The sequence below is a fragment of the Isoptericola sp. NPDC060185 genome (assembly GCF_042728595.1).
Lineage (GTDB): Bacteria > Actinomycetota > Actinomycetes > Actinomycetales > Cellulomonadaceae > Isoptericola.
In genome coordinates, this window is sequence record NZ_JBHWYY010000056.1 from 1 (window position 1) to 25,278 (window position 25,278).

The following is a 25,278-nucleotide window of genomic DNA, read 5'->3' on the forward strand; positions in this document are numbered from 1 at the left end:
AGCGCGGTGTGCACCGCGTTGCCCAGCGGGTCGAAGATCGCCGCGACATCGAGGTCGACGCCCGCGTGGTGCACCCACACGTTGGTCGCGGGCAGCACCACGTACTCGGCGAACGCACCGTCGCGGTGCAGGCCCAGGCCCTGGGTGCGGATGCACATCTGGCGGCGCCCGGCGCGGCAGTTGCGGCAGGTGCCGCACACGATGTGCCCCTCGCCCGAGACGATGTCGCCCACGGCGACGTCGTGCACCAGCTCGCCGACCTCCACGACCTCGCCGACGAACTCGTGCCCGGGCACGAGCGGCGCCTGGATCGTGGACGCGGCCCAGTCGTCCCACCGCTCGATGTGCAGGTCGGTGCCACAGATGCCGGTGCGCAGCACGCGGATCTTCACGTCCCCGATGCCGGCCTCCGGCTCGGGCCGGTCCACCAGCTCCAGGCCCGGGCCCGGGCCCGGCTTGAACAGCGCCTTCACTCAGCTCTCCTCGACACCCGTCGTACCGTCCCCTGACCCTTCACAGACCTCATCCGGCAACCGCCGTCGCTCGCGCCGTCACGGACTCGCCGTCCGAGGCTTCACTGCGCCGCCTGCGCACCGGGGCCGCCCGGGGGCGGCGACCCTCACGTCTCGGTGAGGGCGCGTGCCGCTCACCGCATGCTCGGGACGGCGTCGGTCAGGTCCGAGCGCTGTGCGATCGCGACCTGGTACGTGTCCGCGTCCCGCGAGGTGGGCCATGTGAGGTCGGTCCATGTCGTCGACGGCTCCGCACTGGCAGCCGGCCTCGTGAGATGGATGTCCCGAGGAGGGGTACGGACGGTGTCTGCGAGGACCGTGAGGTCCGACGCGACCACGGCCAGCGCAGAGACGCTCTGACCCGGCCGGAGCCGCAGCGTCACCCCAGTGACGGCGTGCCCGTCGTCGCGGCGATGGTGCACCTGGTGGAGGTGGCCGTCGACGCTCACCGCAGCCCATGAGCCGGCGAACTCGATGGTCGTCACGAGCGAGTTCGCCCCGGAGCGGTGCGTGACCCTGGTCGAGGCTCGCCCGTCGTGGCGCACGGTCATCACGTGGTCCCCGACCGTGACGTGATCGAGCTCGAGCCACGCGAGGCAGGCTGGCAGGTGCGAGCGCACCGTGACCGCGTCGTGGGCCGCGTCGGGCTCGATGCCGGCCACGCCGCTGACGATGCTCGTCAGGAGAGCGTGGCTCGTCGCCGGGTCTTCGCCGTTCGTGCGATTAGGCAGGACGGGGTCCGGCTCGTCCAGCTCGGAGATGACGTACTGGAGCCATGCCCAGGCGCCCTCGTCCTGGCCGTGCCGGTAGAGGGTGTCCACGAGGGCGGTGGCGGCCGCGGTACCCGGGGGGACGTCGTCGGCGTCAAGGCACGCAAGAACTTCCCTGGTGCGTGGGTCGTCCGGAGGGAGTAGCCCGGCGGACGCCAGACTGGCACCGGGTGTGCAGCCGTCTCCGGGGCGGGCAGGGAGGCTGGACCGGCGGTCGACGAGGAACGGCCAGACATCACGGGTCGCGGACCACTCTCGTGCGACGTGGCCCTGCAGGTGTCGTGCCCTCGCCGTGAGTTGCTCCGCCAGCGGCACGTCCCCCCGGGCGGACGCCAGCTCGGCGAGCGCGAGGAACGCGCGGAACGTCGAGGCGATCTCATCGGCGTGCTCGACGAGAGGCGCTCGTTGGTGGTCGGACCGCTCCATGAGGCGCTGGAGCGGGGCGGCGAGCCGGTCCCAGAGCTCCGGGTCGCCGGCGGGAGCGGGGTCGCCGGTCCAGCGGTAGAGGTGAGCCGCTCGGTCGAGGAGCGCGAGCATCGTTCCGCGGTAGCGGGCGTCCTCACCGTCGTGCGGCTCGCCGACCTCGCGGGGAGAGCGCGCGAGCGAGCGCTCGGCCTCTGCGCCCGGAGCCGGGAGAACGCCCGCGTGCAGTCGCGCCACGTCGGCGCCCTCGGGCAGGAGCGCATCGTCGGGACGGCTTCCCGCCGGAGCGCTGGAGAGTCGCCTGACCTGCCATATCGCCCAGCGGAAGGCGTCGACGAGCTCGGCCGAAGGGCTGTCGATCGTCAGGGCGCGGTGCTCGATGCCGGCGGCGGTCCATGGAGCCGAGTCCTCGGTGGGACCGGGACCTTCGCCGTCCGCGTGGGGATGACTCGTCATCGGTCTCCTCCTTGAGTCGGACCGGTCTAGGCGCAAGATTGCACCTATCGATCGTAAGATTGCAAGTGGCCACGGTGTCGTACGGAGCCCGCCCGGACCGGCGCCCTTGCGAGGTTGGCGGCGCACCCGACGCGCCCAGAGGTGGTGGTCTGCCCCGTCCCGGAGGACGTGCTCAGTTCGTGCTCGCGACCGGGACGCAGCCCGCCCGGCCCGCCGGGTCAGGCGCGGCGCCCGCGGCCTGCGGTAGCGCAGTCAGCGCGAGCGACGCGATCAGGGCGCCGCGCGTCGCGCGGGCGCGCCGGGGTCGGGTGGTGAACCTCATGGGTCGAGCGTCCCCCAGCGGCTGCTGTCCGGGGACCGGATCGTGCCACTGGCACGATCCGGTCACGTGCGGTCAGAGCCACCCGCGGCGCTGGGCCTGCAGGGCGAGCTGGAACCGGGTGGTGGCGCCCACGCGGGCGCTGAGCACCTCCAGACGGCGATAGAGCGTGCGTCGGCTCACGCCGAGGTCTGCGGCGACCTCGTCGTCGGTCAGGCCACCGGCGAGCAACGACAGCAGCCGGCGGTCCTGGTGCAGGAGCCGAGGGGAGCCGGCGGACCGGTCGTGGAAGGGCAGCGCAGTGGCCCACACGGCCTCGAACAGCGCGGTACAGGCGGTCAGCAACACCCCGGCGTGCACGACGAGCATGGTGTTGTAGACGTCGGCCTCGCCGGCGGCGGGTGAGACCAGAGCGACCCGGTCGTCCACGACGATCAGCTTGACCGGGGCCGCCGTCACCACGCGGGCCTGCTCGCCCGCCGCGATGCAGCGCTCGATGTCGTCGGCGAGCTTTCCTGGGAACGTCAATGACTCGCGGGCGTACACCATGCGGTGGCGCACCCCGCGTGCGAGCGTCTCGAGCGCCGTGTCGACGCCGTCCTCGAGGGCGAAGTACGGCGGGGAGTCGAGCTGTCGCACGCTGGTGCGCGCGCTGGACCACTCCTGCACGAGCCGGTGGCCGATGGCGGGGCCGGTGACGATCTCGACGGCCTCACCGGCAGGAGCGGAGTACCGCTCGCGTCGGAACGTCTCGAACGCCGCCGCGATCGTGACGCGCGACTCTTCGATCTCCGCCGTGCGCCGGCGGCTCATCGCTTCGACGGCCGCTTCCGGGGGCATGGGGGCGACGAGCGTGTCCGCGGTGGCGGCGACGGCAAGTCCGGACTCCACGAGACGGTCGTAGGCGCGCCCGAACGCCTGTGGGCCCAGTCCGCTCGAGGCCTCGACCTGGGACAGCGGCACCGGTGCCCGGTCGAGCAGCGTCTCGAAGACGCAGACCGCCTCGTCGTCGAGGCCCAGCCGTCGCAGGGCGGTCCCGACCTTCGTGCTCGACCTGCCCTGCGATCCTGCGGCCTTGCTCGCAGTCACGTCCATGGGCACCCCTCTGACGCTCCCACCGCTCTCAAGCTCCGACCGCGCAGCGGAAGCCGAGGTGGGAGGTGGCGGAGTCGTCGGTCTGCGCGGATCGCGCGGCCGGTCGGTAGCGTCGGCAGTACTCGGGCGCGCACAAGTGCGACCCACCCTTGGTGACGCGGCTGACGCGGGGTGACGTGGTGGGTGGGGTCACCCCCGCGAGGAGGTCGGCGCGGGAGCCGCGCTCCGGAGCGGCGCGTCCCGGGACGATGTGTCGGGGCGTGAAGACATCGGCGGTCCGCTCCCAGACGTTGCCGATCATGTCGACGAGGCCGTAGCCGTTGGCCGGGAACGCGCCGACTGGTGAAGTGCTGCCCCAGCCGTCGTTGCGGTAGGGGAAGGCGCCCTGCCAGGTGTTGGCCATGACACGCCCGCCGGGCGTGAAGTCGTCGCCCCACGTGAACTCCGCTCCGTCGAGGCCGCCGCGTGCGGCGAGCTCCCATTCCGCCTCCGTGGGCAGCCGGCGTCCCGCCCACGCGGCGTAGGCCGCTGCGTCCGCGTGCGCGACGTGGACGACGGGATGGTCGGGGCGGTCGAGCGCTGTGGAGCCCGGACCGGTGGGGTGTCGCCACGACGCGCCCGGCTGCCACCGCCACCACTGTCGCCAGTCGCTGAGGTCGACCGGCCCGGTCGTCGGGGTGAAGACCAGCGAGCCCGGGACCATGACGGCAGGATCGGCACCGGGGTATTCCGCCGGGTCGATCTCACGCTCGGCGACCGTCACGTAGTCGGTGTCGGCGACGAACGTCGCGAACTGACCGACGGTCACCGGGTGTCGCTCGATCGCGAACTCCCGGACCGTACGGTGATGTTCGGGCGCCTCCTCCTGGTAGTGGCGGTCCGAGCCCATCCTGAACGAGGCGGCCGGTACGGCGACGAGCTCGGTGAGGTCCACGCCGGTCAGCATACGGAGCCGCGTCGAGGCCGGGGCCCTCAGGATCGCGTGGGGCTCTCTTCGTCGAGCGGCTCGACCCGGATGCCGCGCATCGATGGCGCGGATGCTCAGGGCACGAACATGGACGAGCTCGGCATTGCGCGAGCACCCCCGGACCTGCCGGACCGCACCCGTCGGCCTTCGGCGCGCGTGAAGAAGGGCGCGCGGTTACCGTCGCAGCGTCGACCAGAGGAGGGTGCCCGTGCACGTCAGTGAGTCGCCCACCCCCGCCCGGCCGAAAGGATGGGTTCCCGTTGAACGGCGCCTCTGGGGTCTCGACCGGACGACCGTCGCCCCGGCTCTCACGGTGCTGGTGCTGGTGCTCGTGGCGGTGTGGGCGCTGCCGGCGCTGGACGGCGCGGTCTCGCGAGAAGATCTCGCCGAACCTGGGGACGTGATCCAGCTCGACGACGTGATCACCTTCGCCCCCGAGCCCGGCTGGAACGTCGTCTCGGGAGAACGCCAAGGCAGTCCTGGCTCGGGCGGTCGGTACGCGCCGGCGGCCGCGGTATCGAAGGACGGAGTGGTTCTGCAGATCCAGACGGATACCTACGACGGCACCGCCGATGGCCTCCTGGAGCAGCTGCGCACCACGAGCGGCGGTCTGCGGGGGGAGGCGGGTTACCGCGTGATCGGCGATCCGATCGACATCGCGACGGCCGCCGGTGACCGGGGTGTCGCGGCTCGGTTCAGTGGTTCGTCGGGCAACGGGCTGATCGGGGCGTTCGTCTTCGGTGACCACGGGGTCAGGCTCGTCGCGGTCGGTCCAGCCACCACACCGCCTGCGGTGACGGAGGAGGTGGGCGCGATGATCCGGTCTGTCGCGCCGGTCGGGACGACGTCGGAGGCTACCTCGTGAGCGCGACGGCAACTCCTGCGGAGACCGGTCCGGCCGTCGCGGCGCGGCTCGACGCGTTGCATGCGAACGGGTGGGGCAACCCGGTCGTCTGGTGGCAGCCGCGGAATGCTTGCCTGTGGATGTTCGTCGGGCTTCTGGTCTACGGGCTGTTCGAGCTGTGGCAGATCGTGGACGCGACGGTGCGGGCCTTCGGCGGGGTCATCGGCGTCGCGGGAATCCTGTTCGCGGCGTACGCGGTGGTGTTCTGGTGGTTCACCACCGTCATCGACCGGTACTCGCCCCAGCCGGTGTCGTTGCGGGTCGCGGCATTCGGCTGGGGTGGGGTCGCGGCGACGTGGGTCATCGCAGTGAGCGCGAACGACGCGCTCCACGGGCTCTACGCGAAGCTGCTCGGCCAGCAGACGGCTGACGCGTGGTGGGCCGCGATGTCTGCTCCGGTGACCGAGGAGCTCGGCAAGGGGGCGGGCGTCCTGCTCCTGCTGTTCGTCGCGCGCAACGTCGTGCGCACCGCGTACGACGGGTTCGTGCTGGGGGCGTTCGCCGGCCTGGGTTTCCAGATCTTCGAGGACGTCCTGTACGCGCTGAACTCCGCGCAGGCCGAGTTCGGGTCCGACCCGCTGGGCAACGGTCTGAACACGGTGGGACTGCGCGTGCTCACCGGGTTCACGTCCCACATCCTGTACTCCGCGATCTTCGGTGCCGGCGTGATCTACCTGGTCGGGACGGTCGCCCAACGCCGACGGGTGGGCCTCGGCCTGGGGCTGTGCGTCACGGCGGTGGGCCTGCACTTCCTGTGGGACGCCGTCGGCGCCTTCAGCGGCGGGAACGGACAGCTCTCGCTGATCCTCATCCTCGTGATCGCGTTGCTGGCGGTGGTCGCGGTGGTAGGCGTCTTCCACCTCACGGTGCAGGCTGAACGGGACACGATGCGCGCCGTCATGGCGCCGGAGGTCGACACCGGCGACCTCACCCCCGAGGAGCTCGACACCCTCGCCGGGAGCTGGCGCCAGCGGCGCTCGTACCGGCGGCACGCCGACGGCCGCGAAGACCGTCGACGACGCAGGCACCGCCTCTCCGCGGCGCGCGATCTCGCGAACGAGATCGCCGCCGCGCAGGGCACAGAGACACCCCGCGTGGACTTCGCGCGGGCCGAGCTTCGACGGCTCGACAAACGGGCGCCGCGATGAGCGGCATCGACCGGAAGGGTGGTGGCAGGGTGCGCGTACGGCCTCGTGCATGGATCGGGGTGGCGGTGCTCGTGGGGTACCTGGTGATCGTGGTGGTGGTGGCCGCGATCTCCGGGGTGCCGTTCGACGAGGTGGGGGCGAGCGCGGAGTCGATCTATCGCGTCACGGTGCCGTCGTTCGTGGTCGGTGCGGTCTACCTCGTCGCCGTCACGACCGCCCTCGGCTGGTGGCGGCCCGCGCTGCACGACCGGCATCCCAGCGCGCGCCGGTGGCCCGTCGTCGTGCCCGTCCTCATGGCGATGCTCGCGCTGGTGAGCTTCGCGCAGACCGAGTGGTCCGCGTTCGACGCCTCCTTCCTGATCGCGCTGCTGCTGCTCGGCGTCGGCGTGGGGTTCTGCGAGGAGCTGGCCGCCCGCGGCGTCCTGCTGGTCGCCCTGCGCTCGCGCTACCGGGAGGTCGGGGTGTGGCTGCTGAGCACCCTGCTGTTCGGCGCGATGCACCTGGCCAACATCGTCTCCGGCCTGGCGCCCGAGAAGGCGCTGCTCCAGGGCCTGATCGCGGCCGGGTCCGGCACGGTGTTCTACATCCTGCGGCGCGTCACCGGTTCGCTGGTGTGGTCGATGGTGCTGCACGGGCTGTGGGACGTGTCGGTGTTCACGGTGAACTTCGTCGACGACGAGACGGTGCCGGTCGCGGGCCTCGCCACCCCGCTGATCGGGTTGCTCGGGCTCGCCGTGGTCGCGTGGGTGATCCGCGGCGCCGACGAGCGCACGGCGTCCGACGCGACCCGGGCCCTCGAGGCCAAGGGCCCGCTGACATGACGGCACATGACTGCCACGCCACCACCTGCCGCGTCAGTATCCTGAGACGACCGTTGGGGATGCGGCGGTGCACCGAGGCCCACTCGCATGAAGCGGGATAGTTTGAACCCTTTCCTCGTGGTGCCGCGAGATGCTTCGTTCGGAGGATCATGACCAACCACGCCGCCCTGTCGAGCGGGGACCCCTCCGTTCTGCGACGGCTGAATCTGCAGTCCGTGCTCCGCGTCCTTCACGCGGGCGGCGTCTACACGATCACCGAGCTCTCCCGGCGGTCTCAGCTGTCGCGGCCGACGACCAAACAGGCTGTCGACGACCTCGTCGGAGCAGGCTGGGCGGCGCCGGTGAGCCCGGCCCGGTCGGGAACGGTCATCGGGCGGCCTGCGCAGGGCTTCGAGTTCCGGCCGGAGGTCGGCCACGTGCTGGCCGCGGATGTCGGGAGCTACAAGGTCGTCGTGCTGGTGGGCGACCTCGAAGGCACCGTCGTGGCTCGTGCGCGGGTCGAGCTCGAGCCGAGCTGGCCTGCAGAGCGGCGCCTCGAAGCCTTGGGGGACGCCATCGACGCAGCGTTGGCGGGCTTTCCGCCCGGTGCCGACGCGATCACGGAGGCCGTCGTCGCGACTCCGGGCACCGTCGACCGGCACGGAGTCGTGGTCTACAACACGGTGATCCCGGGGTGGCAGGGACAGAGCCCGGCGTCCTGGGTCGGTGAGCGCTACCCGTTCCGCGTCGTGGGGACGAGCGACATGCCGATGGCAGGGTTGGCCGAGCACTGGCGCGGCGCGGCGCAGGACGCGTCGGACATCGTCTACCTGCACATCGGCAGACGGATCGGGGCTGCTGCGCTGATCGGGGGACGGCCACACAACGGACACCACGGTGCGGCCAGCCAGATCGGATTGTGGCGTGCCATTCCCTGGCGCGCCGACTACGGCCCGCTTCTCCACCTCGCCGAACGACCAGGGGAGTTCGACACCCGTGCCGTCTTCTCTGCAGCCGCAGCCGGCGATCCCGACGCGCAGACTCGCGTCGACACCTTCGTCGACGAGATCGTCGCCGGACTCGTGCCGACGATCATCGCGATCGACCCGGAGCTGCTCGTGATCGGGGGTGGCGTCTCCGCAGCGGGTGATGCGATCGCCGCGCCGGTCCGCGCGCGTATCGAGGCGGAGACGCCGTTCCCGCCCGCCGTGGTGTGCTCCTCCCTCGGGGACGAGGCTGTCGCCGCAGGGGCGATGCGGCTCGCGCTCGACCGGGCCGAGGAGCGGCTCTTCGCGGAGCTCGCTCCTCGCACCCTGCTGGTCGATTAGGCCACGACACTGCGGGAGCGTGTCGCCGTCACCGGGTGCCGGAAGGGATACCCGGTACGGAGTCGAGCGTGATGATGATGACTTGCTCCGGATCCAGGACGGGAGCCTCCAACCCGACCGCGGCGAGCGTCCGTCCGGTGAGTCGGATGCCGTCGACGACCCATGGCGCGGGGGTGTACGCCCGCGAGCGAACGGCGTGAGCGGGCGTGTCGACACGCACGTCGTACCTGGTGTCGGGGTCGAGCCCGGGAAAACGGATGCGGCCGCCCGAGGGGGCGAGGCTCGAGGTGAGCTGAGCAAGCGTGAACAGCGCGCGCGACCGGTCGGGCGCCACGACTCCGCGAATCAGCACCGACGGGTCGTGGTGATCGAGCGAGACGGCCTTGCCGGAGTGAAGGAGCCCCCGATGCCGCTTGTAGGCCGCGACCCAGGCGGCGAGATCGGCGCGCTCTTGCTCGGTGGTCCGGGTGAGGTCCCACTGGATGCCCAGGTGTCCGAGGATCGCGACACCGCCGCGCAGGTCGATCCACGAGGTGCGGCCCGTCGTGTGGGACGTCGCCGCGCTGATGTCGTTGCCCGTCATCTCGAGTGGCATGAGCAGGCCGGTGTACTGCTGGACGATGGCGCGCTCCATGGGGTCGGCGCAGTCGCTCACCCAAGTCCGCTCGGTGCGTGACAGGATCTCGAGGTCGATCCGCGCGCCGCCGGAGGCGCAGTTCTCGAACTCGACGTCCGGGTGGCGGCGACGCAGCTCGTCCATGAGCCGGTAGACGGCGAGGGTGTGCTCGTGCAGGGTGGCGAACCCGGTCAGCTCGGCGCCCGGCTCCAGCACGTCGCGGTTGTGGTCCCACTTGAGGTACTGGACGTCGTGCTCACGCAACAGCCAGTCCAGTCGCTCGAAGATGTAGGCGTAGGCCTCGGGGTTCGAGAGGTCGAGCACCTGCTGCCACTTCGCGGCTGGTGGGGTCCGGCCACCCGGGCCCAGCAACCACTCGGGGTGCTTGCGGGCAAGGACGGAGTCGACGCTCACCATCTCGGGCTCGACCCAGATACCGAACGCCATGCCCAGCTCATGCACCCGGTCGATGATGGGTGCCAGTCCTTCGGGCCACACGTCCGGATCGACGTACCAGTCTCCGAGGGCGCATCTGTCGTTCCGGCGCCCCAGGAACCAGCCGTCGTCGAGCATGAAGAGCTCGGCGCCGATGGAGGCGCCGAGCTCTGCGAGCTCGCTGAGCTTGGGCAGCTCGTGGTCGAAGTACACGGCCTCCCAGACATTCATGACGACAGGTCGGGGCGCGTGCGGGTGACTCTCGCGTGCGCGGAGGAACTCGTGGAACCGGCTCGCGAGCTCGTCGAGGCCGTTCCCGTGCGACGCGTAGACCCACGGGGACGCATACTCGTGTCCCGCGGTCACGACGATCTCGCCGGGCAGCGGCAGCTCGGCCCCCGTGAGCACCGTGCCCGCGAGGATCGTGCGCTCGGCGGCGAGCTCGTGGTTGCCGCTCCAGGCGACGTGCACGGCGTAGACGGGCCCTCGCTCGAACCCGAAGCCTGGTTCGCCGGCGACGAGCAGCAGGGAGGCGTCGGCGCCCGGGCGTCCCTTCCGACTCTCACGCGCGAACCGGCCGACCCTGAGCGGATGCCTTTGCGGGATGCGTTCACGCATCCAACGTCCGGTCAGGTCGAGCAGCTCGGTCGCGGCGTCCGGGACCGGGAAGACCGCGCGGAGGGCCTGGACCGTGTAGGCGCCGTCGTCCACGTTGCGGAGCACGAGCCTCTGCCGGACGAGTCCCGATGGCAGCACGTCGAGAGTGATGTCCAGATCCAGGCCGGCGTCCGGGTCCGAGCACCGCAGCACCGCACGCATCGCTCCCGCATCCGTCGAGATGCTGTGCGAGATGCAGCGAAAGGACGGGGCGAAGGCGGCGCGGCGCCGGTGTCCCTCGAGGCCGGGAGACCCCGTCCATCCTTCGGCCTGGACGGGGACGAGGCTGACCGGTGACGGGTGGTCGATGTCTCCGACGCGCTGTTGGGGACGAATCGCGCGAACGACGGCGTCAAGCTCCGTGGCGTCGAGATCGCCGAGACTCGGGCCCCAGTAGGCGAGCGCGGGTGCGGTGCGCTCGGGGAGGTCGATGACGACGGAGGTCCCGCCGGCGTGCACGTGCAGATGCCTGTCGATGCCGGGAGCTGTCATGCCAGACCTCGCTGTGGGGTTGCAGAAGAAGCTTACGAAACAACCTTACCTTAGTAGGTCGAGGCCCGGTCAGGAGGTAGAGCCCAGAGGAACGCGGCCTTCCCCGGCGGGCTACCCCTTGGACTGGGCCCGGTAGGCGCGCGGCGTCGTGCCGTGGACGGCCCTGAAACGCCGGGAGAAGTAGTACGGGTCGTCGTAGCCGACGGCGCTGGCGATCCGGGCGACCGGTTCTCGCGTGGTGTCGAGCAGATGTCGGGCGCGTGCCATCCGTTGTTCGGTCTGGTAGCGCAGGACCGAGGTGCCGAAACGTCGTCGAAAGAGGCTGGAGAAGTAGGACGCCGAGAGGCTGGCCACGGTTGCAAGCCCGTCGACCGTGACGTGTGCTGCGGGGTTCTCGCGCAGCGCGGCCCCGGCGTCCTCGATCGCACGGTCGACGGATCCCGTCGCTGGGCGCTCCGTCGCCAGCAACGAGAACAGGTGCCATGCCGCTCCTGCCGCACCGACGAGGCTCTCCCGGGTCGTGTCTCGCTCGAGCGCGGTCACGACCTCCTCAATCAGACCCTGCACGCGGAACCGGTCGCCGGGCGTTCGAACCAGCCCGCGCGAACCCGCTGCGACGAGGTCGTCGACGTCGGTCCCGGCGGCGTGCAACCACCAGACGGTCCACGGGTCGTCGGCGTCGGCGCCGTACCGGTGCGGGCGGTCACGAGGCAGGACCACGACGTCCCCAGGGGCGACGGCGTGCCGCTCGCCCTCAGTCTCGACCCACCCGAGACCTGCCGCGCAGGCGAGAACCACTGCCTGCGGAATCCCCGCGGGGCGCTCGCGGAGGTGGAAGCCCGCGACGGGGAACATGCCGCAGTCGGTGACGGTGAGCCTCGAGGTGATGGGGTCGGCGAGTGCTCGTGCCACCCGTGGGCGGGGCAGCACGACGAGACGCTGTCCCGCGAACCCTTCGGCGATCTGCACGGTCCGATCGTGGCCCGGCGAAAGTCGTTTCGTCCATCTCCCTCGCAGGATCCTGTATTCCGGGCGCTCGTCGGGCGACCCTACGTTGACTGCATGTCGTCCCTCAGCGCGAGCACCGCGCGCATCGTCCTGCCCCCCGTCCCTGCGGCGCTGCAGGACCGCGAGGTAGCGGTCTGGAGCGAGCCGGTCGAGATCGCGACCTATCTCCCGGAGCCGCCCGACTCGTTCCCGGCCTTCCTGGATCGACGTGTGTACCAGGGGTCGAGCGGTCGGGTGTTCCCGTTGTCCTTCCACGAGCGGATCTCTCCGGAGCGCCGTCCTCGCCTGTGGCAGGCGATCCACCTCGAGAACGAGTGGCTGCGCCTGATGATCCTGCCCGAGCTGGGTGGCCGTATCCACGTCGCCTACGACAAGCGGGCGGGCTACGACATCTTCTACCGCAACAACGTCATCAAGCCGGCACTCGTCGGTCTCGCAGGGCCGTGGATCTCCGGGGGAGTGGAGTTCAACTGGCCGCAGCACCATCGTCCGGCGACGTTCTTGCCGGTCGACGTCGAGATCGAGGAGACCGACGAGACCGCGACGGTGTGGTGCTCCGACCATGATCCCTTCGCTCGGATGAAGGGCATGCACGGGGTCCGGTTGTCCGCCGACTCGTCCCGGATCGACCTCCTCGTACGCCTCTACAACCGCTCCGAGGTCCGACAGACGTTCCTCTGGTGGGCCAACGTCGCAGCTCGCGTCGACGGCGACTACCAGGCATTCTTTCCGCGCGATGTCCGCCACGTCGCCGACCATGCGCGGCGGGCCGTCACCTCCTTTCCCGCCGCCGACCGTCCGTACTACGGCGTGGACTATCCGGCGCGGGGTGCGGCCGTCGAGGGGAGCGACCGGCTCGACTGGTACCACCACATCCCCGTTCCGACCTCGTACATGGTCACGGAGTCCAGCGAGGAGTTCTTCGGCGGGTACGACCACGGTCGTGACGCGGGATTCGTGCACTGGGCGCCGCGAGAGGTGTCGCCGGGCAAGAAGATGTGGACGTGGGGGAACGCGCCCTTCGGCCAGGCCTGGGACCGCAACCTCACCGACGACGACGGCCCGTACATCGAGCTCATGGCCGGTGTCTACACCGACAACCAGCCCGACTTCGCCTGGATCGCGCCCGGTGAGGCGAAGGAGTTCGCCCAGTGCTGGTACCCGATCCGAGGGATCGGCCCGGCCACGAGCGCCAGCAGGTCGGCGTCGGCGAGTGTCCACCGCGACGGCGACCTGGTGCGGATCGGCCTCGTCGCGTCCACGCGGCTCTCCCCGGCGGTCGTTCGTGTCCTCGCGGACGGCGCACAGGTCCTCCGGGAGGACGTGGACCTCCAGCCCGACGAGCCGTGGTGGTGCACCGTGGTCTCGGCCGTCCCCGTCGAGGTCCTGCTCGACAAGGACGGCACGGTCGTCCTGACGGCGCCCGAGCTCGAGCCCGACCCCTCGCCGCCGCCGCGGGCGGCCGTCGCACCGCCGCGGCCCGCGGACGTGGCGACGATCGACGAGCTGCACCAGATCGCCGTGTACCTGCGCCAGTACCGGCACGCCACTCGCCGCCCAGAGCCGTACTGGGAGGAGATGCTCCGCCGTGACCCCGGCGAGACCAGGGCCGCGACCGCGCTCGGTGCAGCCGCGCACGCCGAGGGCCGGTACGGCGAAGCGGAGTCGCTGCTGCGGGGCGCCGTCGACCGGCTCACCGCCTGGGCACAGACACCCGCGAGCGGCGAGGCGCACTACCTCCTCGGCCTCGTGCTCCTGCGGCTCGGCCGAGACACGGAGGCGCGCACCCTTCTCGCGCGGGCCGCCTGGGACGCTGCGTGGGAGCTGCCGGCCGGCTTCGCGCTGGCCAGGTCGCTCACGTCGGTGGACCGGTCGCGCGCGATCGAGCATCTCGTCGCACTCACGCGTCGTCATCCTGACCATGCCCAGGCTTCCTGCCTGCTCGCCGCGCTTCTCGCTGATGCGGGACGTGCTCAGGAGGCACGGTCCGTCGCTTCCGGCGTGCTCGAACGAGATCCGCTCGACCAGTGGGCCCGCGACCTCCTCGGGCTTCCTCCGTCGAACGACCCCACGATCGTGCTCGACGTCGCGCTCGAGTACGCCGCCGCACGGCTCGACGGCGAGGTGCTGCGCGTGCTCGACGTCGTCGTCGCCTCGCCGGCCACCGCGCTCGGCCAGGTGAACGTGGTCCCTCTCGCGCACTACCACCGCGCGGTCGTCCTCGAGAGGCTCGGGCGCGCCGACGACGGGGCTGCCGCGCGCGCGGCAGCCCGCGCGAGCGACCCGCGCTGGTGTGCCGCGTCGCGTCTCGACGACGTGGCCGCGCTCGAGGCCGCCCGCGGCGCCGACCCCCGCGACGCCCTTGCTGCTCTGCTCCACGGGAACTGGCTGTACGACCGCGGACGACACGCCGAGGCTGTGAACGCCTGGACGGCGGTCGTGCGCGCCGGGTCGGATGCCTGGACCGCGGCGGTCGCCCACCGGAACCTGGGGATCGCGGCGTACAACGTGCAGTCGGACCGGAGCGCCGCGGAGCGGAGCTTCACCGAGGCACGCAGCCTCGCGCCGGACAGCGCGAAGCTGCTCTACGAGTGGGATCAGCTCCGGATCCGTCTCGGCCACACGCCTGACGCACGGCTCGTCGAGCTCGACGCCGAGCCGGCGCTCGTGAGCCAGCGCGACGACCTGACGGTGGCCCGCGCCGAGGCGCTGCTCGCGGTCGGACGCGTCACCGAGGCGCGGGAGTCGCTCGCAGGCCGTGAGTTCCAGCCGTGGGAGGGCGGCGAGGGCAAGGTGCTGGCGGCGTGGGACGGCGTCGCGCTCGCGACGGCTCGCGCCGCCCTGGCGCACGGTCGTCCTGCGGATGCGGTCGCGGCGATGCGATCTGCGCTGCAGCCGCCGACGACGCTCGGCGAGGCGAGGCACCCTCTGGCCAACGACTCCGAGCTGCGGGTCGTCCTCGGCGACGCGCTGGCCGCGAGCGGACGTCCGGCGGAAGCCGCGACGGAGTGGGAGCACGCTGCCGCCTTCACCGGCGACTTCGCGCGGATGAGCCCGCAGCCCTACAGCGCGAGCACGATCTGGTCGATCCTCGCGCTGCGCCGCCTGGGCAGGGTCGAGGACGCGGCACAGGTCGAGAACGCGCTGCGACGGTGGGTGGAGGAGCAGGCAGGCGTCCCCGCGACCATCGACTACTTCGCGACGTCGCTGCCCACGATGCTCCTGTTCGTCGACGACCCGCAGGTCGAACGTGATCAGGAGGTCGCCGCCATCCGATCGAAGCTGACGCTGCTCGAGGGGTCTCCGGTGCCGGGGCGTCGGGGCCCGGCCGCGGCCGGCGAAGCATGACACGGGTGGGAGCGGCCGAGCACGGGCCGGACGCCGACCCGTCGCTCGCCGTGCACCGGGTCAGGAACGACCGGTTGGACCTCGCCTTCCTCCCGGCGGTCGGCGGGCGACTGCTCTCGCTCCGGGTCGACGGCCACGAGCTTCTCTGGCAGAACCCCGACCTCTTCGACCCGTCGGCCCGCCCCCGTCTCCGGCGGGCGCAGTGGCCGGTCCCCGACGGCACGGCCGGTTCCTGGTCCAATGCCGGAGGCTCGAAGACCTGGGTCGCACCCCAGCGACGTCGCGACGCGCCCGGGTGGACGGGCCCGCCCGATCCGGTCTTCGACGACGGACGGTGGTCGTGGGCGAGCCGGCCGACGCAGGTCGGAATCGAGCTGAGCATGTCGAGCGAGTCGGACGCCGTGACCGGTCTGCGGATGCACCGCACGTTCACCGTCCCCCGGCGAGGCACGTCGTTCCTGCTCCGCATCGAGCAGGAGAACGTCTCGACCGTTCCTGTCCGCTGGTCCCCGTGGGAGGTGTGCCAGGTTCCGTGGGCGGTCGACGGGCGGGGGTGCCGTCCGCGCATCGAGCTGGCGAACAGGGGTGAGGCGCCCGTCGATCTCGGCGACTGGGTCGGGAGCGCGCGCTGGCGGCAGGACGGCTCGTGGCTCGTGCTGCCGTGGCAGCACGTGGTGGCGAAGCGCGGCGTGGCCGACGCGACCGGGTGCGTCCGCTGGGTGGGCCCGAGGGGCGAGACGCTGGAGCTCGGCTTCGACCCCGACGACGATGCCGAGTACCCCGACGGTGGTTCGCGTGCCGAGGTGTGGATGCAGTGCCCGACCACGGCACCGCTGTCGGGCACCGACGGGATGTGGCCGAGGCACGCCTACGCCGAGCTGGAGGTGCTCGGCCCCCTCGTGTCCTTGGCGCCCGGAGACGCCCGGGCCATCGAGATCCGCTGGACGGCGAGCGCGCCGTCCGACATGACGAGACCGACCGACGACCATCCAGATCGGAGCAATGACGCATGACCGTGATCACCGCCGTTCGCGCGAGCCTCGTCGACCTCGAGGTCGAGACCGTCCGGACGGACGCCGTCCAGAGCTTCGTCAAGCAGGAGACGATCCTGGTCGAGATCGAGACGGCCGACGGACTCACCGGCGTGGGCTACTCCTACACCATCGGCACGGGGGGACGTGCGGTGCTCAGCCTGCTCCGCGACCATCTGGTCGAGCGCCTCCTCGGCAAGGACAGTCGCACCGTGGAAGCGATCTGGGCGGACCTGATGTGGTCCACCCACGCGACCGTGGTCGGCGCGATCACCTCGTTGGCGCTCGCAGCGGTCGACACCGCCCTGTGGGACGTCCGCGCCCAGCGAGCGTCCCAGCCCCTGTGGCAGATCGCCGGGGGCCATCGCCGCCGGGTGCCCCTCTACGACACGGAGGGCGGGTGGCTCCACCTGTCCACCGAGGAGCTCGTGGCCGGGGCGCTCGACTCGAAGGCGAAGGGCCTCCGGGGGGTCAAGCTCAAGGTCGGCAGGCCGAGCCTCGTCGACGACCGGGAGCGGCTCCTCGCCGTGCGCGAAGCCGTCGGGGACGAGATGCACCTCATGGTCGACGCGAACCAGTCGATGACGGCCGCGGAAGCGGTCCGCCGCGCTGCGGCGTTCGAGGACGCGAACCTGTTCTGGCTGGAGGAGCCGCTCCCCGCCGACGACGTCAGCGGGCACGCCCGGCTCGCGGCCGCGACGAGCATCCCGATCGCGGTCGGGGAGTCGTTGTACTCGGTCGGCCAGTTCCGGGACTACCTGCACCGCGGCGCCGCCGGCGTCGTCCAGGTCGACGTCGCCCGGATCGGCGGGATCACGCCGTGGCTGAAGGTGGCGCACCTCGCCGAGGCGTACAACACGATCGTCTGTCCGCACTTCCTCATGGAGCTCCACGTCAGCCTTGCCGCCGCGGTCCCGAACGGTGCGTACGTCGAGCACATCCCGCAGCTGCGGGCGATCACCCGCACGGGCCTGGAGATCGAGGACGGCTGCGCCGTCGCCCCGGAGGCTCCCGGGCTCGGGATCGACTGGGACGCCGACGCCATCGACGACCGGCGGGTCGCATGAGCGCGGGCGGAGCCGGATCGGGGCGTGCCCGCGGGCGTTCCGGCGGTCGTGCGCATCGACCTCAGGCGCGAGGGTCGGAGGCGTCCCCATGAGGATCGCGCTGCACTCGACCATCCGGCCCGGGGCGGTCGGCGAGTATCGCCAGCACCACGCCAGGATCCCGGACGAGCTCCGGGACGTGTTCGAGCGGGTGGGCATCCACGACTGGGTCATCTGGCGATCCGGGGACCGGCTGTTCCATGTCGTGGACGTCGACGACTTCGACGCGGCGTTCGCCGCGCTCGGCGACGACCCGGCGAACGCGCGCTGGCAGGCGGACATCGGGCGGTTCGTGGACCGGTTCTTCGGAGCCGAGGGGAGCCCTGGACTGGAGCCGCTCGAGGCCGTCTGGAGCCTTCGGCGTCAGCAGCAGGACGAGGCGTCACCGTGAGCCCGCGCCGCGGGCCCGCCCCTTGACAACCCGCGGGCGTGCGCCCACACTCGAGATACATAAGAAACAAGCTTTAGTAATGCCAGCTCACCGTCGAGCCCAGAGAGCCGAGGAACCACCGTGTCCAAGAAGACTTTCGTATCGTTCAGCGCCGCTGCGGCGGCGGTGGCGCTGCTCGCCGCAGGATGCACGGTCGGGGGCGGGTCCGACACCGGGGACGGCGGCACCGACGACGTCACCCTGACGCTCCTGACATTCGAGACCCCCAATCTCGACGCGGAGTACTGGGACGCGAGCATCGAGCGGGCCAACAAGCTGGTTCCCGGGGTCACCATCGAGAAGCTCGTCGCCCCCACGACCGACCGAGACGCCTACGCCCGTCAGCTGGACTCCACCGGCGAGCTCCCGGACATCATGGTCGCCGTCAACCCGACGGGCCTCGCCGAGGCGGGCAAGCTCGCCGAGTTCTCTCAGGACGAGCTCTCGCACTGGATCGACCCCACGGCGAACAGCTTCGACGGCAAGATCTACCAGCTCCCGACGAACACCCAGACGATCCCGAACGTCTACTACAGCAAGGCGGCGTTCGAGAAGGCCGGCATCGACGAGGTCCCGACGACGTGGGACGCGCTCCTCGACGCAGCCGAGAAGCTCAAGTCCGCCGGCATCACCCCGTTTATCGTCAACGGGGGCGGCTCGGACACGTGGGCGAACATCTACCCGCTCACCGCTCTCGTCGGCACCGACGTCTATGCGGAGGATCCCGACTTCCTGGGCAAGCTCGCCGCGGGAGAGGCCGACTTCTCGGACCCGAAGTTCGCCGGCGCCGTGAGCAAGCTGAAGGAGCTGGTCGACAAGGGTTACATCGACCCCTCGACGCTCGCGAAGACCTACGCCGAGGGACAGGAGGCGTTCCTCGGCGGCGACGGCGGCATGTATCCGATGGGCTCGTGGTTCACCGTCGCTCCCACTGCCGAGCAGCAGGAGGATCTCGGGGTGTTCCCGTGGCCGTCCGACGACGGCTCGCTGGTCATGCCGACGTACACCGGCGGCGGGCTCTCGGTGAGCGCGAGCGCACCCGACGTGGACAAGGCCAAGGAGTGGGCGATCGCCTGGTCCCAGGTCCCCGAGAACCTCGAGGGCGGGGTGCTCGCCGACGGCTTGTTCGTGGCGCTGAAGGACTTCGACCTCCCCGACGGCACGACGAAGCTCTACGACGAGACCCTGTCCCTCTACCAGGAGGCGGAGTCGAGCGGCACCGTGACCGCGGCCTTCGGCAACGAGGGCGGCATCCCGGCGCTGCCCGCGGGCTTCACGGCAGAGGTCAACTCCGCGATCGGCGATCTCGTCAGTGGGCGCACCGACGTGGACGGGTTCGTCGAGCACCTGAACTCCACGTACGCCGAGCTCACGCAGTGAGCACCCGGTCCGCGGTCGTCCGCCGTCGTTCGCGGTCGGCTGCGGACCGGATCCCGCCCGACGGTGCGCGAGGCCGACATGGTCGAGCACCGCTGAACAGTAAGGAACGGTCGAGGATGACCATGGTCACCACGGACCAGAGAGTGCGTTCCGAGGACGGAGCACGCAGGCACGACACCAGCAGGTCGACGAGAGCCTGGATCCAGCGGTGGCAATCCGCGGGCAACTTTGCAGTCTTCGTGCTGCCGGCCCTCACGATCTTCACGGCCGTGGTCTTCGTCCCCATCCTCTGGACGCTCGTCACCGGGTTCACCGACGAACGCGCCACGCGCCCCGTGACGTCATTCGTGGGACTCGACAACTATGCCTTCCTCGTCTCTGACGCGTCGTTCCTGCGGACCCTCGGCAACACCGTGCTGATCACCGCGCTCGTCGTCGTCGTCACGAACGTCCTCGGTATCGCGATCGCACTGCTGCTGCGCAAGAACGGTCGGCTCTACCACCTGCTGCGTAGCGTCTACTTCACGCCGGTCATCCTCTCGTCGGTGGTCGTCTCGGTGATCTGGCGGTCGCTCCTCGTCGACGACGGCCTCGTCAACGCCATGCTGCGGACGATCGGGATCGCCGACCCACCGGGTTGGCTCTCGGACCCGGCCGTCGCGATCTACACCGTCTCCTGGATCCTGGTCTGGCAGCTGCTCGGCTTCGCCGTGGTGGTCTACCTCGCAGGCCTCGCCGGGATCCCCACCGAGCTCGAGGAGGCCGCGAGCCTGGACGGGGCGAGCCCCGTCCAGCGCTTTCGCCACCTGACCTGGCCGCTCATCGCGCCTTCCCTCACGATCACCACGGTCATGCTCATGATCAGCACCTTCAAGGTGTACGACCAGATCGCCGTGCTGACGAACGGCGGACCAGGGAGCGGTGCGACGGCGACCATCGCGTTCGACGTGGTGCAGACCGCCTTCGTCGAGCAGCGGGCGGGGATGGCCTCCGCCATGGCGGGCATCATGCTCGTGATCGTGGCCACCGCGAGTGTCGTCACGCTGCGCGTCCTCCAGCGCCGCGAGGTGACCTACTGATGCCCCGTCTCGCCTGGATGCGGCCCGTCGTGGCGCTCGCCGCCGCCGCATTCTTCGTCCTGCCGCTCTATATCGCGCTGGTGAACGTCTTCAAGCCGAGCGCCGAGGTCATCGCCTCGCCGCTCGCGCTGCCGCTGCAGCCCACGCTCGACAACCTCACGGGCGTGCTGACCCGGCCCGACGGCCTGTTCTGGGCCGGGCTGCTGAACTCGGTCCAGCTCACCGGCATCTCGATCATCATCACGACCCTGCTCGCCGCGATGTGCGCCCACTACCTGGTGCGCGCCGAGCGCGCCTGGGGGCGCGTCCTCCTCGGGGTCATGCTCATCGGCCTCATGATCCCGCCCGCCGTCATCATGGTGCCGATCACCCGCATCCTGCGTGAGATCGGATTGATGACGACCCTCCCGGGTGCAGTGCTCGTGAACGTCGGCTACTACCTGCCGTTCGCCGTCTTCGTCTTCATGGGATTCGTCAGGTCGGTACCCCGCGAGCTCGAGGAAGCCGCGGCCGTCGACGGCGCAGGCAAGTTCCGGACGTTCTGGCAGATCGTCTTCCCTCTCCTGCGGCCCGCGTCGGCAAGCGTGCTCATCTTCCTCGGAGTGTGGATCTGGAACGACTTCCTCACCCCGCTGCTCGTCCTGGGACCGGGCGCAGGCAACACGATCACGGTCGGCATCTACCGATCGATCGGCACCTACCTGCGCGACTACGGGGCGGTGTTCGCCTTCATGTTCCTCGCCACCATCCCGATCCTCGTCTTCTACCTCCTGTTCCAGAAGCACTTCGTCCGCGGACTGACGGGCGGAGCCACCAAGGGTTGACACCCTGACGGAAGGGACCGAACACATGACCCGCACAGCACGCCCGCCGACGATGGCGCGCCGCTCGCGACAAAGGCCCGGACTGCTCGGACTCGCCCTGGTCGTCGCCCTGCTCAGCACCCCCGCGGTGGCGGGGGTCAGCAGCGCCGCCGAGCCGCAGGCCGGGGTCCGTGCCGAGCTGCCCTCGCCCGGCCAGGCCGGGACGGGGGAGACCGAGGCCGGGAACCCGCCGCCGGCCCGGGACTGGGTGGTCCATCCGGTGACGACGCCGTCGACCATCACGGTCCGCGGCAAGTCCATCACCATGTCCAACGGGATCGTGCAGCGGGCGTTCGTCCGCGCGCCGAACCTCTCGACGACGTCGCTGAAGAACCTGGGCACCGGGCAGGAGATGCTCGCGCGCGCGGGAGAGCCCGAGGCCCGGATCAGCCTCGACGGCACCGCGTACGACGTGGGCGGCACCAAGGCGTCCGGGGGATTCGTCTACGCGTCCCACCGGGTCGAGGACAGCACGCAGAAGCCCTACGAGTGGACGCCGTACGAGAAGGACGGCAAGACCCTCAAGCCGTACGCCGAGAAGAAGCCCTGGCCGGCGAAGGGCAAGGCCCTCGTGGTCACCTTCCGCCCGCACGACAGCCTCCCGGACGCCCTCGACGGCGTGACCGTCACCGTGCGGTACGAGATCTACGACGGCATCGCCACCGTGATGAAGAAGGTCTCGGTGGACAACACGAGCGCGGCGCCGGTGATGATCGACGACCTGACCACGGACGTCCTGCACGTGAAGTCCGAGGTCGCCGGGCGTTTCTACCTGGACACCGATTATCACGGCGGTCCGGGTGACAACGCCTCCCGCAACAACGACAAGGACCGCACGTACACCGTCGAGGACGACGGGGACGCCGAGACGTACACCGTGCTCTACAAGGAGGGGCCGGCGTATCGCATCGGGACCGAGGAGCCGCACTGGGGCGGTCACTTCGACGGGTTCCGGAGCTTCATCCTGCTGCACGGCACCGACCACTACGAGGCGCAGCAGATGGAGATCAAGGCGATGTACCGCACCCTCGCGCCGCAGATCACCGAGGACCCGCTGTTCTACCATCTCCTCTCCGACGACCCGACCGCGATCCGTGAATCGGCCGCATCCACGTCGGACATGGGCTTCGAGATGATGATCCAGTCCTTCGGTAGCGGCTTCAACATGCTCAGCACCGATCCTGCGTACCTTGAACGCAAGAAAGAGGACTTCGAAGCGGTCCGCGCGATGGGCATGGATGTCGGCGGCTATACGCTGCTGACGACCGGCACCGTGTTCAACCCGGCCGAGAGCACCTGCGCTTCCGGTTGGGGCAATGTGATGGGTCTCGCGACGACGGGATTCGAGGAGTATCAGCGTCGCGTGCAGTCCATGATGGACACCGCGGGGCTCGACATCGTCGAGCTCGACGGGCCGTGGCCGATGTTCCGCTGCGAGGAGACGAACCACGCGTACGCCGATGGCGGAGACGACTCCGTCTACAAGCAGTGGACCTTCAGCAACGACTTCTACCGCATGATGCGCGAGCGCGGCGCCTATATCAACGCCCCCGACCTGCACTACCTCAACGGCGCGAACAAGAACGTCATCGGCTACGAGGAGTACGGCTGGCGCCAGCCGCGCCAGCAGCAGCTCATGCACGGCCGGCAGTACATCTACAACGGCACCTACGAGAAGTCCCCGTCGGCGACGTGGACGTTCATGCCCATCGACCCGTACCACGGCGGCAACGCCGACGCGATCTTCAAGCCGCTGAAGCAGAACCTGTTCGACTACAGCTGGGGCATCGGGCAGAGCTTCCTGGCCGGCGTCAATCCAGCGTTCCGCGGCACCACGATGGATGACGGCGACGCCGACGTGCATGCGGTCGTGAAGTACTGGGCCGACGTGTACAAGACGTACCGCGAGGTCATCTCCTCCGACATCATCCACATCGTCCCGCCGCGCCAAGCCGAGGGCGACCTCGCCCGGGGCACCGGCATCGACGCGTTCATGCACGCGCGCTCCGACGGTGACGAACGCGCCTTGGTGGCGGTCTTCAACCAGACCGACGAGGCGCAAACGCAGAGCCTGACGGTGCCGCTGTACTACACGGGAATGACCGACCTGACCGAGCCGCCGCAGCCCGTCCCCGGGTCGTATCTCGACACGAAGGACATCCCGGTGTTCGGCCCATACCCGGTGTTCGAGTACTTCCCGAAGCCGGAATGGGCGGGCAGCTATCCGTCAGCGACGCCGACCGCCGAGAAGGTCGATGTTTACCGCGAGGGCGCCGGCACCCCGGCCGATCTCACCATCGACTCCAACGGCAACGCCCAGCTCGACGTGACCCTGCCGCCGATGAGCTTCACGTGGTACGTGGTCACGCCCGACGGCGTCGAACCCGTCGCCGCGCCTGCGAAGCCGGCCGCGCTGCCCGATTTCACCGTGCAGGTGACGGGTGAGCCCTTCGGGTCTCCCGACGCGGACACCGAGCCGGGCGACACCAGCGCGGCTGCGGCGTTCGACGGGAACGTCGACACCTTCTACGACGGGGTCGACACCGGCAGCTTCGCGGGCGTCGACCTCGGGACGGCGGAACCCGTCACCCGCGTGCGGCTGCATCCCCGTGCCGGCCAGGGGGCACTGATGGAGGGAGCGATGATCCAGGGCTCGAACTCCCGCGACGCCGGCTACGTCAACCTGGCGAAGGTCAACTTCGCCCCTGGGGACGGATGGCACGACGTCACGCTCGCGTCGGCAGGCGCCTACCGGTACTACCGGTACGTCGGCGGCACGACGAGGACGAGCGTGGCCGAGATCGAGCTCTTCACCGACCAGAGGCCGCCCACGACCCCGGTCCCGGACCGGCTGACGGGCGAACCGATCGGCTCGGAGGGCGCCGCGGCGGCGTTCGACGGCGACCCGGCCAGCGCGTTCAGCGGGGGAGCGGAGAGCTCCGCGGGACTCGACCTCGGTGCGGGCCAGGCGCGGTCGTTGACCCGATTCCGGTACCACCCTGCGGCGGACGACCCCGGCGCCGCGGCCGGCGCCAGGATCCAGGGGTCGAACAGTCCCGACTCCGGGTTCGTGGACCTGTACACCATTCCCGGCACGCCGGCGGCCGGCTGGCACGAGGCCGTGCTGGAGCCCGGCCCGGCCTACCGCTACTACCGGTACGTGGGCGGCACCGGGGGCACCGCGATCGGCGAGCTGGAGCTGTTCGACAGCCCCGACGGGCTCGTCAAGGCGACCGGGACGCCGTTCGGTACCGCGGACTGGAACAGCGCCCCCGGGGACACGTCGTTCCGTGCGGCGTTCGACGGCAAGGCGAACACCTTCTTCGACGGCATGCCGGTGCCCGGCTACGCGGGGCTCGACCTCGGCGCCGGCAAGGAGAAGGTGCTGAAGGGGCTTCGCTACCACCCGCGATCGAGCTTTCCGGAGCGGATGGCGGGCGCGAAGATCCAGGGATCGAACACGTCGCCCGACGCCGGCTGGGAGGACGTGTACACGTTCGACGGCGAACCCCGGGTGGGTTGGCACACGGCGACGGTCGACAGCACGAAGCCCTACCGCTGGTACCGCATGGTCCGGGCGGACGGGCTGCTCAACGTCGCCGAGCTCGAGCTCTACGTCGCCCCGGAGAACCTCGCCCGGGGCGCCACCGCCACGGGGTCGACGGCGAGCGACGCGGGCCCCGCCGGAGCAGCCGTCGACGGCAAGCTGGGGACGGCGTGGCACTCGGGGACCGGCGACGACCAGTGGCTGACGGTCGACCTGGGGAGCGCGCGGACGTTCAGCACGGTGCGCGCGGTCTGGGGGGAGCACTGGGCCCGGAGCTATCAGGTCCAGACCTCGAACGACGGCCAGGACTGGACCACCCAGCGACTCGTGTTCGAGACGGGTCAGGGGGAGTCGGAGGCGACGGGGCTGTCGACCCCGGTGACGGCTCGCTACGTGCGGATCCTGACGAACACCCCAGGCATCCCGGGGGCAGGCTACGAGCTCCGCGAGCTGCGGGTGCTGTCCTGAGGGGCGACGCCGTGTCCTGACCGCTCCACGAACACCGGTCGGCCGGTGTCGGTCACCGTGCGCCGTGCCGGTGGCGCCTCGCGACGAGGCGCCACC

Annotated in this window: 19 protein-coding genes; 12 read left to right on the forward strand and 7 right to left on the reverse strand. The window is 70.6% G+C overall.

Annotated elements, in window-relative coordinates; all coding sequences use genetic code 11:
• The 5 genes from ACFWDO_RS15825 to ACFWDO_RS15845 all read right to left on the reverse strand — a co-directional run.
• On the reverse strand, nucleotides 1-473 hold a 473-nt coding region (locus ACFWDO_RS15825; protein WP_380347030.1), incomplete at its 3' end, for an alcohol dehydrogenase catalytic domain-containing protein.
• A 173-nt stretch (nucleotides 474-646) separates the two neighbouring features.
• On the reverse strand, nucleotides 647-2,161 hold the full coding sequence (locus ACFWDO_RS15830; protein ID WP_380319639.1) for a hypothetical protein: 1,515 nt from the start codon (nucleotides 2,159-2,161) through the stop codon (nucleotides 647-649).
• 172 nt (nucleotides 2,162-2,333) lie between these two features.
• Entirely contained in the window at nucleotides 2,334-2,483 is a 150-nt protein-coding gene (locus ACFWDO_RS15835; RefSeq protein WP_380319642.1) for a hypothetical protein, read from the reverse strand.
• A 72-nt stretch (nucleotides 2,484-2,555) separates the two neighbouring features.
• A complete protein-coding gene (locus tag ACFWDO_RS15840; RefSeq protein WP_380319645.1) occupies nucleotides 2,556-3,575 on the reverse strand; it encodes a hypothetical protein in 1,020 nt (339 codons plus the stop codon).
• Between the two features lie 28 nt (nucleotides 3,576-3,603).
• Nucleotides 3,604-4,464, reverse strand: a complete 861-nt coding sequence (locus tag ACFWDO_RS15845) for an SUMF1/EgtB/PvdO family nonheme iron enzyme (protein ID WP_380319686.1) — start codon at nucleotides 4,462-4,464, stop codon at nucleotides 3,604-3,606.
• Between the two features lie 391 nt (nucleotides 4,465-4,855).
• On the opposite strand from ACFWDO_RS15845, the gene ACFWDO_RS15850 reads away from it, so the two are divergent.
• The 4 genes from ACFWDO_RS15850 (at nucleotide 4,856) to ACFWDO_RS15865 (ending at nucleotide 8,722) form a co-directional block, all read left to right on the forward strand.
• Nucleotides 4,856-5,407, forward strand: a complete 552-nt coding sequence (locus ACFWDO_RS15850) for a hypothetical protein (protein ID WP_380319648.1) — start codon at nucleotides 4,856-4,858, stop codon at nucleotides 5,405-5,407.
• On the forward strand, nucleotides 5,404-6,594 hold the full coding sequence (locus ACFWDO_RS15855) for a PrsW family intramembrane metalloprotease (protein WP_380319651.1): 1,191 nt from the start codon (nucleotides 5,404-5,406) through the stop codon (nucleotides 6,592-6,594). Before ACFWDO_RS15850 ends, ACFWDO_RS15855 begins: the two co-directional genes overlap by 4 nt.
• Before the next feature lie 59 nt (nucleotides 6,595-6,653).
• Nucleotides 6,654-7,415 carry a CPBP family intramembrane glutamic endopeptidase gene (locus ACFWDO_RS15860; protein WP_380319654.1) on the forward strand — a complete coding sequence of 254 codons (762 nt, stop codon included), beginning with the start codon at nucleotides 6,654-6,656 and terminating at the stop codon, nucleotides 7,413-7,415.
• Nucleotides 7,416-7,564: 149 nt separating this feature from the next.
• A complete protein-coding gene (locus ACFWDO_RS15865; RefSeq protein ID WP_380319657.1) occupies nucleotides 7,565-8,722 on the forward strand; it encodes an ROK family protein in 1,158 nt (385 codons plus the stop codon).
• A gap of 28 nt (nucleotides 8,723-8,750) precedes the next feature.
• Here ACFWDO_RS15865 and ACFWDO_RS15870 read toward each other — a convergent pair whose 3' ends face one another.
• Together ACFWDO_RS15870 and ACFWDO_RS15875 are read right to left on the reverse strand one after the other, a co-directional pair.
• The gene (locus ACFWDO_RS15870) at nucleotides 8,751-10,922 is read right to left on the reverse strand and encodes an alpha-galactosidase (protein ID WP_380319660.1); all 2,172 of its coding nucleotides are present in this window, start codon (nucleotides 10,920-10,922) and stop codon (nucleotides 8,751-8,753) included.
• A gap of 111 nt (nucleotides 10,923-11,033) precedes the next feature.
• Complete coding sequence (locus ACFWDO_RS15875) at nucleotides 11,034-11,777, reverse strand: helix-turn-helix domain-containing protein (protein WP_380319688.1); 744 nt, start codon at nucleotides 11,775-11,777, stop codon at nucleotides 11,034-11,036.
• A gap of 207 nt (nucleotides 11,778-11,984) precedes the next feature.
• Between ACFWDO_RS15875 and ACFWDO_RS15880 the strand changes: the two genes are divergently transcribed.
• From ACFWDO_RS15880 to ACFWDO_RS15915, 8 genes are all read left to right on the forward strand, one after another.
• Nucleotides 11,985-15,278, forward strand: a complete 3,294-nt coding sequence (locus ACFWDO_RS15880) for a DUF5107 domain-containing protein (RefSeq protein WP_380319663.1) — start codon at nucleotides 11,985-11,987, stop codon at nucleotides 15,276-15,278.
• A gap of 5 nt (nucleotides 15,279-15,283) precedes the next feature.
• Nucleotides 15,284-16,291: a hypothetical protein gene (locus tag ACFWDO_RS15885; protein ID WP_380319666.1), complete on the forward strand. Its 1,008-nt coding sequence runs from the start codon at nucleotides 15,284-15,286 to the stop codon at nucleotides 16,289-16,291.
• Complete coding sequence (locus ACFWDO_RS15890) at nucleotides 16,288-17,376, forward strand: mandelate racemase/muconate lactonizing enzyme family protein (protein ID WP_380319669.1); 1,089 nt, start codon at nucleotides 16,288-16,290, stop codon at nucleotides 17,374-17,376. The genes ACFWDO_RS15885 and ACFWDO_RS15890 overlap by 4 nt, the downstream gene beginning before the upstream one ends.
• An 88-nt stretch (nucleotides 17,377-17,464) precedes the next feature.
• The gene (locus ACFWDO_RS15895; protein ID WP_380319672.1) at nucleotides 17,465-17,806 is read left to right on the forward strand and encodes an L-rhamnose mutarotase; all 342 of its coding nucleotides are present in this window, start codon (nucleotides 17,465-17,467) and stop codon (nucleotides 17,804-17,806) included.
• 120 nt (nucleotides 17,807-17,926) lie between these two features.
• Nucleotides 17,927-19,225: an ABC transporter substrate-binding protein gene (locus tag ACFWDO_RS15900; protein WP_380319674.1), complete on the forward strand. Its 1,299-nt coding sequence runs from the start codon at nucleotides 17,927-17,929 to the stop codon at nucleotides 19,223-19,225.
• A gap of 269 nt (nucleotides 19,226-19,494) precedes the next feature.
• Complete coding sequence (locus ACFWDO_RS15905; protein ID WP_380347031.1) at nucleotides 19,495-20,304, forward strand: carbohydrate ABC transporter permease; 810 nt, start codon at nucleotides 19,495-19,497, stop codon at nucleotides 20,302-20,304.
• Nucleotides 20,304-21,128 (forward strand): carbohydrate ABC transporter permease, encoded by an 825-nt coding sequence (locus ACFWDO_RS15910; protein WP_380319680.1) that lies wholly within the window; start codon nucleotides 20,304-20,306, stop codon nucleotides 21,126-21,128. Before ACFWDO_RS15905 ends, ACFWDO_RS15910 begins: the two co-directional genes overlap by 1 nt.
• Before the next feature lie 25 nt (nucleotides 21,129-21,153).
• On the forward strand, nucleotides 21,154-25,182 hold the full coding sequence (locus ACFWDO_RS15915; RefSeq protein WP_380319683.1) for a discoidin domain-containing protein: 4,029 nt from the start codon (nucleotides 21,154-21,156) through the stop codon (nucleotides 25,180-25,182).
• The last annotated feature ends 96 nt before the right edge of the window (nucleotides 25,183-25,278 follow it).

Excerpts from the sequence above, each read along its gene's own strand:
- ACFWDO_RS15845 (WP_380319686.1), bottom strand. The coding sequence starts at position 4,464 with ATGGGCTCGGACCGCCACTACCAGGAGGAGGCGCCCGAACATCACCGT.
- ACFWDO_RS15880 (WP_380319663.1), top strand. The coding sequence starts at position 11,985 with ATGTCGTCCCTCAGCGCGAGCACCGCGCGCATCGTCCTGCCCCCCGTC.
- ACFWDO_RS15890 (WP_380319669.1), top strand. The coding sequence starts at position 16,288 with ATGACCGTGATCACCGCCGTTCGCGCGAGCCTCGTCGACCTCGAGGTC.
- ACFWDO_RS15865 (WP_380319657.1), top strand. The coding sequence starts at position 7,565 with ATGACCAACCACGCCGCCCTGTCGAGCGGGGACCCCTCCGTTCTGCGA.
- ACFWDO_RS15875 (WP_380319688.1), bottom strand. The coding sequence starts at position 11,777 with ATGTTCCCCGTCGCGGGCTTCCACCTCCGCGAGCGCCCCGCGGGGATT.
- ACFWDO_RS15840 (WP_380319645.1), bottom strand. The coding sequence starts at position 3,575 with ATGGACGTGACTGCGAGCAAGGCCGCAGGATCGCAGGGCAGGTCGAGC.
- ACFWDO_RS15910 (WP_380319680.1), top strand. The coding sequence starts at position 20,304 with ATGCCCCGTCTCGCCTGGATGCGGCCCGTCGTGGCGCTCGCCGCCGCC.
- ACFWDO_RS15835 (WP_380319642.1), bottom strand. The coding sequence starts at position 2,483 with ATGAGGTTCACCACCCGACCCCGGCGCGCCCGCGCGACGCGCGGCGCC.
- ACFWDO_RS15895 (WP_380319672.1), top strand. The coding sequence starts at position 17,465 with ATGAGGATCGCGCTGCACTCGACCATCCGGCCCGGGGCGGTCGGCGAG.
- ACFWDO_RS15915 (WP_380319683.1), top strand. The coding sequence starts at position 21,154 with ATGACCCGCACAGCACGCCCGCCGACGATGGCGCGCCGCTCGCGACAA.
- ACFWDO_RS15830 (WP_380319639.1), bottom strand. The coding sequence starts at position 2,161 with ATGACGAGTCATCCCCACGCGGACGGCGAAGGTCCCGGTCCCACCGAG.
- ACFWDO_RS15870 (WP_380319660.1), bottom strand. The coding sequence starts at position 10,922 with ATGACAGCTCCCGGCATCGACAGGCATCTGCACGTGCACGCCGGCGGG.